The organism is Pontibacillus sp. ABV4_188 (genome assembly GCF_056311905.1).
In genome coordinates, this window is the sequence record NZ_CM149975.1 from 2,994,798 (window position 1) to 3,012,281 (window position 17,484).

General features: G+C 39.0%; 20 protein-coding genes. 7 read left to right on the top strand and 13 right to left on the bottom strand.

Translation table 11 applies throughout. The annotated features are described in order from the left end of the window. Positions 1 to 60 precede the first annotated feature (60 nt). The 9 genes from ACYX4O_RS15405 to ACYX4O_RS15445 form a co-directional block, all read right to left on the bottom strand. Positions 61 to 297, bottom strand: coding sequence for a hypothetical protein (locus ACYX4O_RS15405; RefSeq protein ID WP_476351957.1), 237 nt, complete (start codon positions 295 to 297; stop codon positions 61 to 63). A gap of 133 nt (positions 298 to 430) precedes the next feature. Then, the gene (locus ACYX4O_RS15410; RefSeq protein ID WP_476351959.1) at positions 431 to 1,111 is read right to left on the bottom strand and encodes a metal-dependent hydrolase; all 681 of its coding nucleotides are present in this window, start codon (positions 1,109 to 1,111) and stop codon (positions 431 to 433) included. 55 nt (positions 1,112 to 1,166) lie between these two features. Beyond that, positions 1,167 to 2,702: a polyamine aminopropyltransferase gene (locus tag ACYX4O_RS15415; RefSeq protein WP_476351961.1), complete on the bottom strand. Its 1,536-nt coding sequence runs from the start codon at positions 2,700 to 2,702 to the stop codon at positions 1,167 to 1,169. A 634-nt stretch (positions 2,703 to 3,336) separates the two neighbouring features. Continuing rightward, the gene (locus ACYX4O_RS15420; RefSeq protein WP_476351963.1) at positions 3,337 to 3,732 is read right to left on the bottom strand and encodes a DUF350 domain-containing protein; all 396 of its coding nucleotides are present in this window, start codon (positions 3,730 to 3,732) and stop codon (positions 3,337 to 3,339) included. A 20-nt stretch (positions 3,733 to 3,752) separates the two neighbouring features. Continuing rightward, on the bottom strand, positions 3,753 to 4,427 hold the full coding sequence (locus tag ACYX4O_RS15425; protein ID WP_476351965.1) for a DUF4247 domain-containing protein: 675 nt from the start codon (positions 4,425 to 4,427) through the stop codon (positions 3,753 to 3,755). Positions 4,428 to 4,508: 81 nt separating this feature from the next. Then, positions 4,509 to 5,177: a PspA/IM30 family protein gene (locus ACYX4O_RS15430; RefSeq protein ID WP_476351967.1), complete on the bottom strand. Its 669-nt coding sequence runs from the start codon at positions 5,175 to 5,177 to the stop codon at positions 4,509 to 4,511. A gap of 19 nt (positions 5,178 to 5,196) precedes the next feature. Then, the gene (locus tag ACYX4O_RS15435) at positions 5,197 to 5,706 is read right to left on the bottom strand and encodes a DUF4178 domain-containing protein (RefSeq protein WP_476351969.1); all 510 of its coding nucleotides are present in this window, start codon (positions 5,704 to 5,706) and stop codon (positions 5,197 to 5,199) included. Between the two features lie 164 nt (positions 5,707 to 5,870). Then, entirely contained in the window at positions 5,871 to 6,989 is a 1,119-nt protein-coding gene (ald, locus tag ACYX4O_RS15440; protein WP_476351971.1) for an alanine dehydrogenase, read from the bottom strand. A 172-nt stretch (positions 6,990 to 7,161) separates the two neighbouring features. Further along, a complete protein-coding gene (locus tag ACYX4O_RS15445; protein WP_476351973.1) occupies positions 7,162 to 7,929 on the bottom strand; it encodes an SDR family oxidoreductase in 768 nt (255 codons plus the stop codon). Positions 7,930 to 8,006: 77 nt separating this feature from the next. Here ACYX4O_RS15445 and ACYX4O_RS15450 point away from each other — a divergent pair, with 77 nt between their 5' ends. Beyond that, positions 8,007 to 9,332 carry a purine-cytosine permease family protein gene (locus tag ACYX4O_RS15450; RefSeq protein ID WP_476351975.1) on the top strand — a complete coding sequence of 442 codons (1,326 nt, stop codon included), beginning with the start codon at positions 8,007 to 8,009 and terminating at the stop codon, positions 9,330 to 9,332. A 30-nt stretch (positions 9,333 to 9,362) separates the two neighbouring features. On the opposite strand, the gene ACYX4O_RS15455 is transcribed toward ACYX4O_RS15450, so the two are convergent. Then, on the bottom strand, positions 9,363 to 9,521 hold the full coding sequence (locus ACYX4O_RS15455; protein ID WP_476351977.1) for a hypothetical protein: 159 nt from the start codon (positions 9,519 to 9,521) through the stop codon (positions 9,363 to 9,365). 115 nt (positions 9,522 to 9,636) lie between these two features. On the opposite strand from ACYX4O_RS15455, the gene ACYX4O_RS15460 reads away from it, so the two are divergent. Further along, on the top strand, positions 9,637 to 10,083 hold the full coding sequence (locus ACYX4O_RS15460) for a universal stress protein (RefSeq protein ID WP_476351979.1): 447 nt from the start codon (positions 9,637 to 9,639) through the stop codon (positions 10,081 to 10,083). 51 nt (positions 10,084 to 10,134) lie between these two features. Here ACYX4O_RS15460 and ACYX4O_RS15465 read toward each other — a convergent pair whose 3' ends face one another. Both ACYX4O_RS15465 and ACYX4O_RS15470 read right to left on the bottom strand, forming a co-directional pair. After that, complete coding sequence (locus tag ACYX4O_RS15465; protein WP_476351980.1) at positions 10,135 to 10,965, bottom strand: EcsC family protein; 831 nt, start codon at positions 10,963 to 10,965, stop codon at positions 10,135 to 10,137. A 389-nt stretch (positions 10,966 to 11,354) separates the two neighbouring features. After that, positions 11,355 to 11,921, bottom strand: coding sequence for a hypothetical protein (locus ACYX4O_RS15470; protein ID WP_476351982.1), 567 nt, complete (start codon positions 11,919 to 11,921; stop codon positions 11,355 to 11,357). Between the two features lie 742 nt (positions 11,922 to 12,663). Between ACYX4O_RS15470 and ACYX4O_RS15475 the strand changes: the two genes are divergently transcribed. After that, complete coding sequence (locus tag ACYX4O_RS15475) at positions 12,664 to 12,804, top strand: hypothetical protein (RefSeq protein WP_476351984.1); 141 nt, start codon at positions 12,664 to 12,666, stop codon at positions 12,802 to 12,804. Between the two features lie 116 nt (positions 12,805 to 12,920). Continuing rightward, positions 12,921 to 13,121 carry a hypothetical protein gene (locus tag ACYX4O_RS15480; protein ID WP_476351986.1) on the top strand — a complete coding sequence of 67 codons (201 nt, stop codon included), beginning with the start codon at positions 12,921 to 12,923 and terminating at the stop codon, positions 13,119 to 13,121. Between the two features lie 136 nt (positions 13,122 to 13,257). On the opposite strand, the gene ACYX4O_RS15485 is transcribed toward ACYX4O_RS15480, so the two are convergent. Then, positions 13,258 to 14,232, bottom strand: coding sequence for a thermonuclease family protein (locus ACYX4O_RS15485; RefSeq protein WP_476351988.1), 975 nt, complete (start codon positions 14,230 to 14,232; stop codon positions 13,258 to 13,260). 257 nt (positions 14,233 to 14,489) lie between these two features. Between ACYX4O_RS15485 and ACYX4O_RS15490 the strand changes: the two genes are divergently transcribed. From ACYX4O_RS15490 to ACYX4O_RS15500, 3 genes are all read left to right on the top strand, one after another. Continuing rightward, positions 14,490 to 14,810 (top strand): hypothetical protein, encoded by a 321-nt coding sequence (locus ACYX4O_RS15490; RefSeq protein WP_476351990.1) that lies wholly within the window; start codon positions 14,490 to 14,492, stop codon positions 14,808 to 14,810. A gap of 470 nt (positions 14,811 to 15,280) precedes the next feature. Further along, on the top strand, positions 15,281 to 16,288 hold the full coding sequence (locus ACYX4O_RS15495) for a hypothetical protein (RefSeq protein ID WP_476351992.1): 1,008 nt from the start codon (positions 15,281 to 15,283) through the stop codon (positions 16,286 to 16,288). 139 nt (positions 16,289 to 16,427) lie between these two features. Further along, the gene (locus tag ACYX4O_RS15500) at positions 16,428 to 17,378 is read left to right on the top strand and encodes a DNA/RNA non-specific endonuclease (RefSeq protein ID WP_476351994.1); all 951 of its coding nucleotides are present in this window, start codon (positions 16,428 to 16,430) and stop codon (positions 17,376 to 17,378) included. The last annotated feature ends 106 nt before the right edge of the window (positions 17,379 to 17,484 follow it).

Here is a 17,484-nt window from a genome sequence, read left to right on the forward strand (position 1 = left end):
TACAAACTGTACTAGTCATAATCCTTCTTAGTGTTATTATACAGATGAACAATCATGGCTTCAATTTTTACCAAGAGAAAACTGTTTTTCTTCCTCCACTTCTTCTTCTCTATACACAAGCTGAGCCCGCAAATTTAATAGAATCGCCAGGTTTGCTCCTATTGCCATAAACAAAAAAACAAGCCAAGCCATCCAAAAATAGGATGCAACCCCACTACCCTGTACCTGTACGGAAGGCCAAGCTACATAAAACAGAAAACACGCTAATAATAATCTTAATAATGCATGTTGCCTCATCTGATTCTCCTCCTCCGTGTTCTTGTCCTAATTATATGAAATAAAGAGACGGAACATGATGCAGGAAAAACAGATCCACACCACAAAAAGAGCCTGTGTTATTTAATAACACAGGCTCTTACCATCCTTATTTCTAAAGTGTTAGTGATTCACCAATCTCCATAACTTTTCCAGCTCCACCTTTTATCCCTTCAGCAAACGCTTCACCGTCTTGTTCGATGAGCGGGAACGTATTGTAATGAACAGGTACAACATGTTTAGCCTGAAGCCACTCCGCAGCTAGTGTTGCATCCTCTGGCCCCATTGTAAAATTATCACCAATTGGCAAGAAAGCTAAATCAATATCGTTTCGTTCACCTATCAGCTTCATATCGCTAAATAACCCGGTATCACCTGCATGGTAAACCGTTTTCCCATCGTAGGTGAATAGAATTCCTGTTGGCATGCCTGTGTAAACAATAGTTCCGTCTTCTTCTGTGTACGAAGATCCATGAAAAGCTTGCGTAAACTTAACTGTACCAAAATCAAACGTATGCGCTCCTCCGATATACATTGGGTGAGTGTTTAATCCTTTATTCCCCAAATAAGTAGCGAGTTCAAAGGGAGCAACAACAAAAGAATCATTTCGTTTAGCAATCTCCACCGTGTCTCCAACGTGATCGTTATGACCATGAGTTAATAAGATAACGTCGGCTTCAATTGTACTAGCATCAAGGTCGCAGTTTTCCTGCTCCGAGATGTAAGGGTCAATTAAAATCGTATGTTCGTTTGTTTCAATTTTCACAACAGAATGTCCGTGGTAAGATACCTTCACAGAAAACCTCTCCTTTTTATTGATTAATCGTACCTTCATTTATGCCTTTACCCGTTTAGTAGTTCTTCCATGCTTGTTCATACTTTTCAATTAAATGAGGATCAATTAATGTATTTGGCTTTAGTTCAACACCCTCAATGTCCTTGTTCTCATCTTTTCCAAACACAGTAAGTGCCTCAAGCATGTCTTGAGTTAGGTAACGAGTTGGAGCTTTAATGACAAGTTGCTCCATGCTTGTCGGTGTACGGCTCGCAAGGACGTAGCCCCAGTTCCCAAAACTCGGAACATCAATGTGGAGATTCTTTGTATGTAAACCAGTTGAAGCGATAGTCTCAGAAATAGTCCAATAAACAGACCTTGCGAACACAGGGCTCGTGGCCTGAACCATGATGGCTCCTTCACTATTAAGGTGATTACGAATCAGGGAATAGAATTCCCATGTATATAACTTATTTAAGCTTTCATTATTAGGGTCAGGTAGATCCACAATCACCACATCATACAGATCATCTGTTTGCTCTAAATACTTAAAGGCATCTCTATTTAAGATATTTACCCTCTCATCGCTTAAAGCATCTTCATTTAATTGCAATAAATGAAAATTGGTCTTTGCTAGTTCCGTCATTCTGGGATCAAGGTCTACTACCGTAACCGACTCTACCTCCTTATACTTTAGTATTTCTCGAACCGCTAGCCCATCTCCTCCTCCAAGAAGTAACACATTCTCAGTAGAGGAGGCTTTAGCCATCGTAGGATGAACGAGCGTTTCATGATAGCGGTATTCATCTGATGAACTAAACTGTAAGGCCCCATTCAGGTATAGTCTTGTGTCCCCTTGTTCTTTTGTCAAAACTATACGTTGGTATGCAGTGTCTTCCATATGTATAATCGGATCTTTATAAAGTTTTTGCTCAAAGGAAAAAGCCATTTCTTCCCCGAATAAAACACCTGCTATAAGCAGGAGTCCTATTAGAACCCCTGATACCATATGAGTCTTTAAGTAAGCAATCTCTTTCCGAAACAACCAAAGGATCAATAGAGCAACAGAAAGGTTAATCACCCCAACAATAAACGCACTTTTCACCATTCCCATTTGCGGGCGTAAATAAAAAGCAAACAGCAATCCACCAATTAGCCCACCAGCATAATCTGAAAACAACACACGAGCTGTGGAACGATTAAGTTCTACACCGATTTCATTCGCCTTACGTATTAGAATAGGTAGCTCTACGCCTGTTAAGGCACCAATACTAAACGTAACTGTATATAAGAACAAAGCTTCAGAACCCTCTGGAGCAAAAGCAGTGATCCCGAACATAAGAAAGCTTGAAAACCCTCCTATTAAGGCCACCGCAAACTCTACACGAACAAAAGCCGTAATTAAATCTTTCATAATCCTTTCACTAACTGAAGCCCCAATTCCCATCCCAGTCAGAAAGAGAGAAATCGTTAGAGTGTATTGTTTTACACCATCTCCTAGTATGTACGACCCAAGCGCTCCGAATAATACTTCAAAAATAATGCCACAGATTGAAACAATCCCAGATGCCCAATAAATAAGCTTACTCTGCCTCACCGCCTTAGCTTCCACACATATCCCCCTAACAGCTTAATGATATTTCCGTTTACTTTAATTGAGCGTAAGGTGGGCCTGGAAACCACTCGCTTTCCTGTGGGGAGCTGGTGAGCCTCCTCAGCCGGCATAGCCGGCCTCCGGGGTCTCACCTAGGTTGAAAAGTGCAGGCGTGGTGCCTAGGACCGTACGGATAAGACCGCTTTTTGGAAAAGGCGTTTAGCCTTTGTAAAAAAGATGACTTATCACGCTAGGTCCTCCACGCCGGAACTAGACTGGCTCTTCTGCCCACGGGAGTCTCGCAGTTTCCAGGCCCACCTTTTCCATATTAAAGATAACGGAAACGCGCTATATGCATATACAAGTGAGCACTGCAACTCTCAGTTGCGGGGCCGTTAGTCAATATACAGTGAGGGGGGCTGGGGAACGGGGAGACTCCTACGGGAGAAAGAGGTCGACGAGACCCCGCAGTGAACGAAGTGAGCGAGGAGGCTCGACAGCTCGCCCGTGGAAAGCGAGTCGTTCCCCAGCCCCCCTAGCTCTCAACAACATAACGGCCCCATTCTCACTAGAGTGTCTCAGCTTCGAGTATTCACCACTTCTCCCCAATAGAAAAATCCTTCACCCCATAGGGAGCGAAGGGTTTGTATTTCTAGGTTATCGAAGCTCCTATTACAAAAGCAAGCCCAATGGAAACTCCCATTGTGACAATCCCGACAGCTACGTTATTTTCTTTAAGCTGGTCCTCGACAGAGAAACGACGGGTAATGAATTCGAATAATAAATATGCGATCATTTGTAAGAACACCCCATACGCTCCCCAAATTAATGTATCCATCAGCTGTAACGAGTGATAAATAGCAAATGATAAAATGATACAGATTCCTATTATTTTACCAGCAATGGATAGAGCGATTGCTGTATTTCCATTTTTTATTTCTTCCCAATCCTTATATTGTTTCGTTATCTTCTCAAATATGAAAAGTCCAATAAAAACCACTACGATTGCTACTACAAAATAGTAAAACGTCCATAAAAATGGCTCCATAAATGATCACCCTTCTTTGGTTATTTTCCTGTTCCTGGTCCGCCGCCTCGACCACTAGATCCACGCAAACTTCCTGCCTGACCTGGGCGGTATTTACTGCTGGAATAACCTCCATAGCACCCGCTACTAGCACAAATTCTTTTTCGCTTCTTCCCCCAGTCATCGACGTCAAGAACTTCGTCTAATACCCATAAAGCAAAGAAACCGTTAAAATAATTTGGTGAATAATTGTCTCTTACAAATCGGTCACTGGCCAGTTCAATTAACACAGCATCTTCATCTTGTTCACTCTCTTTTAAGGTAATGAAGTGTTCAGGATAAATAAAGATCTGCTTCCCATTATTAACCTCACTCTTCTCATCAGGAGGAAAAGCGTCGGTTAAAGACGTTGCTAATTCTTGTATAGTAAACTGTTGTGTAACGTATATACGAGCTTTTTGATCCGAAGAAGACCCTTCTACCACATCCAAAAGTGGAAACACTGAAGTCACTAGTTCCTCAGGAGAAGTATTCTTCATGTCACTTATTTGTTCTAGCATCTCTTCTTTAGGAGGTTCTTCAGGAAACGTGTATGTACGAGAACCAGACATCCCGCTGTTTGAATCACCAACACCTTCATCAAACGGTTGCAGTCCTTGGCTACATCCAGACAAAGCAACAAAGGATAGCATCATAAGAATAAAAACACCCCTCATTAATTATTCACCTCCATCTATTGCAAATCCCTCACAAAGGAAGGGCCAGCTTCTTTAGAAGCAGGCCATAAAATCATGTTTTTATTCTTTCCCTAATTTTTTCTTTAACTCCGCTAATTCGTCATCGACGCTATCTTTTTCTAATTCTTCAAATTCATCATCCAAGGAACGTGATTCACTCGACAAATCTTCGCTTGTTTCCGCCTCTGCTTCATACTTCATAACCTTCTCTTCCATACGCTCGAATCCTCGCTTAGACTCATCGCTAGAAATGCCTGACATCGTACGATTCATTTTCGTGCGTGTTTTAGCCGATTCAGCCCTTGCTTTCAAGGAATCTTTCTTTAACTTCATTTCCTGATATTCTTTCTTCATCTCATCTAACTTTTGTCTTAACGATTCAGAATCCGTTCTTGCTCTCTCCCATGATTCCTGTAAAGACTCAGATTGCTCTTGCTGATTTTTCTTATCTTGTAAAGCGCGTTTAGCTAAGTCTTCATTACCAGCTTCAATAGCCTTCTCTGCTTGATCCTGACGCTTATCCACTAGCGCTTGTGCATCGTCATACTTTCTTTTCAACATCTTTTCATTGGCAATTTGTTTAGCAACTGCGCTCTCTGCTTCCCGTATATCCTTTTCCATGTCTCTCATAAATTGGTCTAACATCTTTACTGGATCCTCTGCCTTATCAAGCATCGCATTTAACTCAGAGTTAACCACTGTGCCTACACGTTTAAACAGTTTAAACATAAGAAATTCCTCCTTTTAATTATGAACCCGCAAGTATCTTGATCTCATATTCTTCAACGGAAGTCCCAAGGCTTACTTCTGTTTCTGTTCCCCATGTTTCTACACTTAAGTATTGCTCACCATCTACATCACTATAATCCCCATAATGGGTTACACGGCCGTCAATATTCTCACTACGCCCTTCTCCTTTGACCTCCGCTTTCCCTTTCTCTTCTAAGTGATAGGTTTTGCCCTCAAATTCAAGCTTTTGAGGGAAAGGCTCTTCGACCGACAAGGATATAGACTTATAAATACCTAATTCTAATTCATCGTCCATTTCAGCAGAAAGCCAAACCGTATTCCTTCCTTCTAAAAGTTGGTATGCAAACCATTTATAAGAACCATCCTTGTAAGTGATTTTCCCCACTACTTCATAATCCATCAAGTCATAAGTAACAATATCCCCTACTTGAATCGTCAGGGGCGTTCTAGCTTTCACATCATTTTCCTTCGGTTTTGATTTTTGAAACCACTTTGAAAATAACCCCAAGCTCAATCACCTCATTATTTTGGATTGGTTCTATAACCTCTTATACGGATGTTGAAAGATTACGTTTCATTTTATATGTAAAAACATGACTTTTTACAGAATTCACACAGAGACTTTATGCATATACGATAGGGCAGACCCTTTAGCCTGCCCCTATCATTCATCTATTCGTGTAGAAGTTCTAAAACATCGCAATACTCAAGCTCATGGGCTTCAGCCACTGCTTTATATGTCACAAATCCGCCTAGAGTATTAATGCCCTTCAACAAGGATTCGTTATCGAGACTCGCTCTCTTATACCCCTTATTAGCTAGTTGCAACGCATACGGCACGGTTACGTTCGTTAATCCAATCGTAGAGGTTCGCGGAACTGCCCCAGGCATGTTTGCGACTGCGTAATGTAACACACCATATTTCTCGTAAGTTGGGTGATCATGGGTCGTAATTCGATCTGTTGTCTCAAATATTCCACCCTGATCAATGGCTACATCTACAATCACCGATCCATCCATCATATCTTTTACCATATCCTCGGTAACAAGCTTAGGTGCTTTAGCACCGGGTATGAGAACAGCTCCAATGACCAAGTCAGATGTTCGCAATTCCCTAGCTATATTTAATGGATTCGACATTATCGTATTAATCGAAGACCCAAATATGTCATCAAGTTCCCTCAGTCGCCCGGGACTTAAGTCTATAATTGTGACATCCGCTCCAAGACCCATAGCAATCTTAGCAGCGTTTGTCCCAACTACTCCACCACCGATAATGGTCACTTTCCCTCTTCTAACACCTGGAATTCCTCCCAGAAGAATTCCCATGCCTCCTTTTGACTTTTCCAAGAATTGAGCCCCTATTTGAGAAGCCATTCGACCGGCAACCTCACTCATCGGAGTAAGAAGAGGCAATGTACCGTCAGCTGCTTGTACTGTCTCGTATGCAATAGCGACTACTTTATAATCTATTAGAGCCTTCGTTAATTCAGGTTCAGGAGCTAAGTGTAAATATGTAAATAGGATTAGACCTTCATGGAAATGTCCAAACTCTTCCTCCAGAGGCTCTTTGACTTTCATAACCATTTCTTGAGACCATGCTTCTGAAGCCGTTTCAACAAGTGTAGCTCCCGCGTCTTCGTACTCCTTATCTAAAAAACCAGACCCGATACCTGCCCCCACTTCAACAACAACCTCATGACCCGCACTCATCAACGATATAACCCCAGCCGGTGTCATGGCTACACGATTTTCATTGTTTTTTATCTCCTTAGGTACGCCAATTTTCATTGTTAACCCTCCTATTTGAGCTCTTACATGAAACACAGCCCCACTAAACAGCATAATTTTGTAAGCCTTTTCATTGTAACAAAATTACACTTGTTAGCTCCACCTTAATAAAAAAGCTCCTACCAACTAGAATCAGGCCACTCTACTTGTAAAGCCACTGTATAAGAATAGATTATTTAAATTGACGGTTCTTATGAATCACATCTACCCCACCCGTTACTTCCATAATCGTACCTGTTATCATATCTGCATTTTCATCACTTAAAAATAGGATTGACCGCGCTATATCTCCTCCTGTTCCAGAACGACCAACAGGCGTTTTTGGATCAACCATCTCTTTCCCTTTCTCAATAGGAGCTTCTTTTAAATCGCCTTCAATTTTCCCAGGACACACCATGTTAGAAGTAATTCCATACTCAGCTTCTTCAAAAGCGATTGATTTAGTCAGAGAAACTAGTCCTGTTTTCGCCGCAGCAAATGCCGCTCTATAAACCCATCCAGGGGCGTTGCTCGCGTCTTGAAACCCATAATTAATAATACGGCCATAGTGTTGCTTTCTCATAATGGGAACGACAGCCTTTAATAAATAAAATACAGCGTCTAAATTCCCATGAATCATAGTATTCCATTCATATTCTGTGTAATCCATTAATTTCTTACGCTCGAAAATGTAAGGACCTGCATTGTTAACGAGGACATCAACACGACCATATTTACTCACTGCCTCATTCACTATGTGGTCAATGTCTGCCTTACTAGTTACGTCTGCTTGCACAGCATGAATCCGTTCTTCTATAGAAGCATACTTTTGTAACAGCTCCTCCACCTTCTCATAGTTGCTTCGATATGTAAGAGTGACGGAGAAACCAGCTTCTAAAAATTCTTCTGTTACTCTTCTCCCTAATCCTTTCGCTCCTGCTGTAATAATAGCGTGTCGCATGCACTGTACCTCCTTTTATATTTACAATTTGTTCTCTATATATGTACAATTGATGTGCTAAGAGAGGAAGTGACGTTATGGATCAAGCAGCTTCAGCTAAGCAATCCTTTGTTGAGAGAATTGGCTTAGATGCAGTACCTGCTTCCGAAAGAACAACACCATGGTATCAATATGCCATTATTCAAATCGCCATATCCGCTAACGCTGGTAATTTTCTAATTCCTGCATTGGCTGTAATAAAGGGAAATTTATCTTTCCTCGCAGCTGTAATAGCTACAAGCATTGGGGCAATTGTAGGATTTATTTTCGTTTCTTTATTATCTTATCCTGGTTCTTTATATGGAATCCCATCTCAATACGCAATTCGAACGATACTCGGAGGTAAAGGTGCCAGGTACATCTCTTCTCCTATTCGTAGTATAACATCGCTCTATTGGTTCAGCGTGCAAACCATCGGCGGAACATATGTCCTTCAACAATTAATTGTACGTATGACAGGGCATCAATATCCATTTTTAATGTTCTCCCTGCCCCTCTCCATCCTCATGGTACTCTTAGCTATTGTAGGATTTGGAGCTGTCAAAAAAGCTACCTCTTACTTTCTGCCGCTATTGCTAGCAGGTGAAGGTGTAATGCTTTACTTATACTTTACTACAAATAAAGCCTCTAGTTCACTTGTTACGCTCTCCCCTGAACAAGGCCATGGGAGTATAAGCATGATGATCTTTTTCGCAAGTCTAGCTTTCGTTCAATACGTTTCAGGAGTTAGTGCTTCAGCCGATATGGCCCGGTACGCTAAAAGCCCAAGACAAGGAGCGCTTGGCTTATGGATCGGTAATAGTGTTGGTTTCCTTATCACCGCCACGATCGGCTGCAGTTCAGCCATTCTATTTGACGAATTAAACCCTTATGTTTCAGCAAGTCATTCCACAGATTCACCTTGGATGCTCGGAATCATCACGCTTACTGCCATGGTATCGATGATATCGATTAATATTAGTAATGCCTATACAGGTGGATATAGCTTATTGAATACTTTCTCGAGGTTATCTAGAGTGACAAGCGCAGTAATCTTTGGAGCTCTAGGAGTATTATTAAGTTCTTACCCCACCTTCGTTAGTGAGGCAGAACAATTCATATCGTTACTAGGCGGGCTTATTATTCCTATATCAGCTGTTATTGTGGTAGATTTCGTAGTAATTAAAAAAGGGAAGCTACCATTCGATTCCCTCCAAAACGTTAAGAATGATCAAATGATTTACAAGCTCCCCTTTGGGGTTGTCATTTTAGGCAGCATTCTCTACTTCCTTTTACCAGATGCCTTTTCACCCGGGTTCATTACGTTTGTAGTGGTTGGAATTAGCTACTGGATCGCCGCCAGCATTAAAAAACCTCATCCCTGAGTTCGTGTAAGACTCAGGATGAGGCATTCTTTATCGAGGTTTCATACCTTTTAATTGTTCACGCTCGCGTTGAGCATTCTCATCAATAAAGCCACTTTGATAGCTGTCACGTAGTTGACTCGCTATCATATTTTCCCCTTCAGAATCATAAGTTAAACCTAATTTGTTCTTCTTATCTTTGTTTTGCATGTCAAACACCTCCACACGTGTAGTATGTCACAGTTTCGTCTAATTCCTCCCTACACCTTTTTCCAATTGAATGCGCTTCCATGATATAATAAAGGAAAGAAGGGAGAGATGTGTTATGTCTTTTGAATACAAACGAATTGTCGTAGCTGTTGATGGCTCTGAGGCATCAGAGTTTGCTTTTGAAAAAGCCGTAGAAATCGCAAAACGAAATGATTCAACCTTATACCTTTCTCATGTTGTAGATACACGGGCCTTCGCCACGGTTGAAGCATATGATCGTTCACTTGCGATTAGAGCAGAAGAGTATGCAACAGAAATCTTGACCAAATACGAAAATCACGCAAAAGACCAGGGTGTACAATCCGTTGTTGTAGACGTTGAATACGGATCTCCTAAAATAAAGATCGCTAAAGAAGTTGCGCCAAAATTTCAAGCAGATTTAATCATTTGCGGAGCTACTGGGTTAAACGCAGTAGAGCGCTTCTTTATTGGAAGTGTTTCTGAACATATCACACGATATGCAAGGTGTGATGTTCTTGTTGTACGGCCTGATAAGACTTAACGAATACTATTTGTAACGATAAAAAAAAGCTCAGACATGACGTCTGAGCTTTTATAATGGAAAATCCTTGTGTTCTTTAATATGGCGATATTGGTAAAAACGAAGGGCAAAGGAAGTGACTTGCTTGGTCAGTTGGTAGTTGGCATTTGCTCCGATAACCATACTGACAAGGGGGAGTCCTTGTATAATTTTTTTTCGAAACATAAGAATAAATAAAGATTTCATTCCTTGCTTCATTGGCTGTTCTAACCACGTCTCATCAGTCAGCTTCTCATCTCCTTCGTAGATAAATGGAGATGTATGATTAGAGAGCTCTACTTTCAATTCTTCCCAAGCTTCTTTCTGTAATCGCTTCGGGAGTGTAGCTGCGTGAAATACCTTCAAAGATAGCATCATTTCATAGGGATGATTAATTTCATACCCAAATGTAAGGCCAATTAACTGAACAGCCCTTACATTCATAATCATCATAAGAGGGAAGTCAATCCCTAACAGTAACCAACCGCCCGTCCCTGTAAGCCCCCCTTGTGCAAAAGAATATAACTTCCCCTTTGCAATTTGTTGATGAGCTAAATACGTTAGCTGATCAATTGGAAGCCTTCGCATATCTTCTAAGTACTCAATATCTGACCGGAAAATCCGACCGCTGGTTAAGATGCGCTGCCTGGCCTCCGTTTGAAAAGCCGATCCTTGTATATAGGCATGTGTGTGAAACAACCATTGATCAAATTGATTGAAAAAAGTTTGCTTCGCTTTAGGGTTTACATTGCGAAACGATCGCTTCATCCATTGATCGTAGAGAACTGTGAAATCCGTTGACTGATAATCTTCCCATTGTTTCTCCCAAGCTTGGATATCCCTCATAACACGCTCATTACTCATTACCCCACCCCTTATCCGTAGCATTCCTTCATCTTTATTTTAGCTTTACCCATTTAAAATTGCGAGCGTTTACAAAGGGGAAAGAGTTTCTCCCCCTTCGTCTTATATAACTAGCGTATTCAGGCACACTATCCCAAAGTCATTTTTACTCCATAAAATGAAATCTAAAAAATAGCCTTCCCATCAATAAATTAGATAGGAAGGCTAATAGCTGAAGACCTATTGAGTTAAACGAACCGTGTCACGCGCGATGACAACTTCTTCGTTTGTTGGGATGACCATTACTTTAACTGGGGAATGAAAGCCCTCTATAGCAGCCTTCCTCTAACTTATTACTTAAATATTACCATTCAGGTCGTGGTTATATCAACTAATATGTACCGCTTCCATCACTCTTGAATTGTGGTTAATTTACCGTCTTCGAAGTACAAATAACGGAAATCCGAATATACCCACTGCTCTGAAACACCATTTTCAGTTGTTGTTTTATTTTTCTTTTTAGGCTCGCCCCAAGTTGAATTAAGTACATCCTCTTTAGACATACCAATTTCAGGGTCTATGCTACTAGGATCAGTATACATATCTGTATTATGGTTATAAAATGTGAACCAGTCTGACCTATCCACATCTGGCCCATCAAACCTATTACAGTCATTAGGATTACCTTGATTCGCAAATTCCTTTATCTCGTCAGATAAAACCCCACTATAATGAGGATCAACAAAATACAATGCATTTAGACCTTCACCAGCCGCTTCATCCCAAATCGACCTAGCGTTAGCATAGTTATATAAGTTCCTTGAAATTTCATCAGTCTTACCTTTTAATTCACTTTTAACCTCTTCAAATTCACATTTCTTGATCATGTCAACAATTTCTTCTTCTTGAATTACAGCATCAACCTCTTCAGAAACCTTTAATTCAGTATCTTTATCAGTCCCTTCCACCTCGCTCATACCTTCGTTTACTGTACTACTACTACTACTACTACTACTACTACTACAACTCAGTAACAAGAAAAATAACGCAAAAGGTAATAACCTCCACATATTAATCCCCCCAACACTTTTTACCAGTATATACCTTCTCTTTTTTTATCATAAAGTCCTCTTAAGTAGATAATTAAATCAAATCACTAGCACATGAAACCACAAAAAAATAGCCCTCCCAACCCTACCAAAGTTGAAAAGAGAGCTATTTTCCCACTGCCCTATTTAACATCAAACCAGTGTCCTTATTTCAGATAGAAAAAAGTTGTTCACCCAACCCCGTCAAAAGTTGAATATAGAAAACTTCCTTCTCACCAATAACGATTAGTAATATTATACCATTTATATATTTGTATTAAAACTACATAAACTATGAAGCAGGGCGAACTGTTTGGATCGGTTGCTGACAGTAATAAATAAGGAGGTAAGCAAAGGTACTTCTTATTAATGAAGATAAAGTAAACCAATACTAACTAACCTTTTTCGATCGGATCGTAACTATTAAAAGGGTTTGGTCTGATGAATACTACCTCAGTTGTTTTGAACATAAGTAATGATATGAAATTTCTTACATATTAATTGAAGGAAAAAAGATGGCTAAATAGAAATATTATAAATAAAGCGGACTTATTAATTGAAGATTTGAATTTATATCTAATACTGTTCGATTAAACAAATTAGATAAACTACCTGATATGGGGGAGGTCTTATGTTACTAAATATTCACAAGCTAATTAAAATGCAAGATGAAAATGAATTATCGGAAGCTGATGCAAACATTCTAATTATGTTATTAGAACAACGCTTAGGGGATTTAAAAGAAAGCTACCCACAATTATTTGAAGACTAGAAAGGCAAATTTTTTATACATACGCTCTCTACCACAAACAATATAAACAGTGTTATTCATTAAAAGAGTGACATCGAATTTACATCTAGATGGATGTTGTAAAGGGGGAAGAATAATTGTTAGAATATAAATTTAAGATATGGGTTGAAGGTATAGATACCCCAGTTGATATTGTAAAAAAAGCAAATGATATAGACGAGTTGCAGTCATACATAAAAAAAACAACACTTTTTGCTACACCTAATGACGATGAGACCATAGATCTATACCCCAAAGAAAAAGTATATAAAATCAGATTATATCCCCCTTTTAGTTGATATAATCTGTTCTCAATAGTAACTAGAAGATTTTCATTCACCTACTAATGTGTTGATTACAATAACACATTACTACAGAATATCTTCCTATAAAAAGGGAGCGATGAGTCACTCTCGCTCCCTTTTATAAACTATACTATGGTAAACTCTCACAAGCTACACCATTACCATCTCCATCTAGGCGATGAGGATCGCTTTCAGGCCCACCAGCAGCTTCAAAGAACGCTTGCGCCTCTTCTTGAGTACTGAAGTCAGAACAGTTCTTATCCTCTCCATGCGGGTCATATGGACCAGTGTAACCATCGTCTGTATTGGTATCATCTTCCGCTTCTGAATTGAATCCATCTTCTGTTACATACCCATCAATACTCCAAATGTTTAACTTCTCGTTCATTGCTTTTGTCTGAGCTTTAATGAACTCATGTGAATGTGTATATGGAGGATCGTAAACGTATGCATAACGGGCAAACCCTTCTTCTAATAACATCTTATTAAAGTTTTCTCCATCTACCCATACGTAAGCTAGAATGCGATCATATTTATCCCGCTTCGGACCATCAAACTCTAACTGTACTTCTTTACCAATTAATGTATCTTTAGCAAATTCACTAGCCTCAGGACCGTATGGCTGTACTGGCAAGGAAGGATGCTTTGTTTCAGGAGTATCTACCAAAAGAAGTCTTACATTTTCCGTTTTACCGTTATAGTTGACCTCGATGGTATCACCATCTACGACACGCGTTACTTCAGTACTTACCTTGTTATCAATAGTAAAGTCGAATGTTGTTTCTTCTTTCATTGCGACACCCTGAGAAGAACTCACTCCATTGATATGTAGTCTATAGCTCTCACCTGGCTGATATCCACTTTGAGGCGCTTCGACTCTAAGAGTGTTATTACTAGATAAGTAGATTTCTTGTTCTAATACATCTCCAGAGGTGTTCATCACATAAACATCACCTAAACTATCTCCATCTACAGCAGTGTTAAACTTAACTGTCCAATCTTTGTCAGTACTCACACCTGACTCGGAACCAAAAGTCTCGGCACTTATAGGTGTAACTAGAGTTAATACAAGTGCAGCTGACAGCAATAAAGCTTTCCATTTCATTGTTTTTCCTCCTTGAAACTTATATATTCTCAATTCACACAACTAAAGTGTGAAAAGACAACGATATTCACCCCAATGGCTGTAATCGTTTCACACAAATCTATACCTATATACCCACTTGAACTCCTACTCATTCTCCAAACATATCAATATATGTATATATTGTACCAAAGATTTTCAATAAATTTGTAATTTATTAGAGGATTTTTTCAATATATGTCAGAATATATAATCTCAAACAGAAAGGAAGTGAATTAATGACCAACCCAAAAATCAGCTTTATCGACCCGACACTAAAGTCAGCCAATATTGAAGCGATAATGATCAGCCCAGTAAGAACTGAAGTAGGTGTAGTTGTGTTGTCTACTGAAGATAAAGTAAACGACAGCTTGAAGGTAAGAATCTTCTCAATTGCATTTAATAAAGAAAGAGAAGCTTATGATACCACCTCTGAACTAGAATCATACAACTTTAAAGACAATAGCTTTGCTAGAGATTTTATAAACCACTTACCTAAAATGTCAGCAATTGAACTCATGTTTGCTAGGAAAACCGTCTTTGAACATAGCGTTTATTAGCCTAATTAGCATAATCATCACCTAATGCATCGTGAATACATAGGTTATTGCTTGCCTAGAATTACTTAATTTTGGTAATATTTAATTATACTGTTGGTCGCAGGATTAAGGTTTTTTAGTCTGGTGTCTATATGGCTACAACTAATGTGCCGAACAAAAGAGAGCGCTATGGAATTATTTCCTTAGCGCTTTTCTTATATTAAAAAGACTTAATGTCCTCCATCTAAGAATCCCTATTTTCTACATCAGTAGAAAATGTCTTCTATCAATTCTCGATTATCCTTCTGCTTTTCACTTTACTGCTCACAACTTACCTTTTAGAAAAAACTTCTTCTTCATGTCTTTTCAAATAGATTAAATAATTATAACCATAAAGAAATATACATTAGACAATTAAACTGGTTAATAGTTCCATTTCATCTGTTATTATAGTGAGTGGGTATTGAAAAGCGATAAAGGGAGGATGAATAATGGATTTCAGAACAATAGCTTTGTTTAGATGTACAGAAAAACAATATGCAGATTCCTTTGTTAACAAGGGGAATATGAAATTTAACACACCTAAATCTTGGATTGAATTAGAGCAGACTGAGGGTAAAGGCCGTGGCGACTCTCTAGAAGGCGTTTATTCAGTTAGTCATATATATGACATTAATACGATCAAAGAGAGCAATGCGATAAGGAAAAATATTCATCGAGAAAACTGGGGTAAGGAGATTTACTTTCGGAGCAACGACATCTTCCATGTGCCATGCTTCTGTTTTTACGGATTGCATGACACAGCTTTTTTCTATGAAAGAACCGATAAAAACGGAATAAATAGATACTTCTCACATATCACAAAGGAATACTTTAATGATTTTTCCGAAAACACGACAAAAGAATTGGCGGAACATTTGCCAGAAGAAAACAAACCTGCTTTAGTCCTGATTACAAACCCAGTAAAGTTGTTTGAGCGAGTCAAAAACTATTTTGTCAAAATGGGAGTTAAAGAAGAAGATATTCTAATTGAACCTGTAAAATATCACAATAAGAAAGAATGGTATATTGCAGATCGGGGATTCCCATATGAATTATTTCTAAAGGACAAAAGTTTTGCTTATCAAAGTGAAGTACGAATTATCATTAATACAAACAATCAGTCTATCTTACAGAATCTTGCAGATAACAATAACATTGTGAACATTGGCAGTTTAGAAGATATCGCTAGTGTTATCGATTTTTATTACGAAGATATGTTTTTAAGGCTTAAAGGAAATTCATTAAGTTATGTACTTCAAGAGCCGGAAACAATTGAAATGGACTTTTACTCAATGTCAAAAGAGGAACTCTTGGATGAAATAGATGCTATTGTGAATGATGACTTAGTAGTAAGGGATTCTAATGTGAAAGAAGTGCTAGAGATGTTGCTCAATATATTAAAAACGAAACACGATGTTCCAAATGATAAATTACCTAATACACATGGATTATGCTAATCAATAGGTGCTTTAGTTGAGGAAGGCAATTACAAAAAATACTCAAAGACTTCATAACATTATGTGGTAAAATACTTAAAGGTTAGGATCATTCTGATATTCCAGTTCTACAACAAACGAAACATAGGAGAGTCTAAAAATGAGAAAGAAAACTAACTATTTAATCTTACTTTTAACAATAATTTTTATGGTTGGTTGTACCAACGTAGAAGATGCATCCACTACAGCAACAGATAAAGAAACAAAAACCCAAGAAGTAACCACTACTAAGACAAGTAAAGATAGCGAAAAAGAAGCAGCTACCACTACGGTTGATGAAGAATCAGTGGAAGAAGAAACACCAACCCAAACAAATGATGACTTGTTCTCAGGGTACAAACTTATTGAGGTAGATGGTGGTGACTTAAGCGGTCATCGAGAATCAAGCGTTGTAGTAGATATAGGATTTGGTGACAGAGAGTACTGGGCTTTCACTAATGAACATGGTCAATTAGTTAGAGTCGTTGCTGACGAAATTAGTCTGCAAGATGATAGTACTGAACCAGTCCTATCCAGTGGTAGATACTTCTCTGACGAGGCTAAAGTTCCAGGTGTCGAAAGTGATGTGTTAGATGAAGGCCACGTTATTGCCGACTCTTTAGGTGGCGTATCAAATGCTTATAATATAACACCGCAAGAAAGTACACTTAACCGACATGGTGATCAAGCGTACATGGAGGATGCGATACGTAAAGCTGGTGGTGCAACTAATTTTGAAGCAATCATCACATATCCTAATACGGAAACACAGATTCCTTCAAGTTATCAGTATACCTATACTTTAATGGGTAACGAAATCGTTGATACATTTGAAAATGTTAATCCTGATGAAGTGAATGAATCACTCGGTTTAACAAATAGTGAATCTAATTCTTCTGAGTCAACGAGTTCTAACACAGAGGGTGATGTTTCGAGTGTTGATACTAATGGTAACGGGCAAGTAACAATCAAAGAAGCGAAAGATGCAGGTTTCAGTATGCCTATTACATCCGACCATTGGTTATACCCTTATATGGACGATAGGGATGGAGATGGGATGGTTGGAGAGTAAATCGACTCTTGGGATCTATGAGACAAAAAAGAAACGCAGAGGATGTGTTAAAACATCTTCTGCGTTTTCTAATTCGCATTCGAAAACTACCTCTCAATAAAACTGC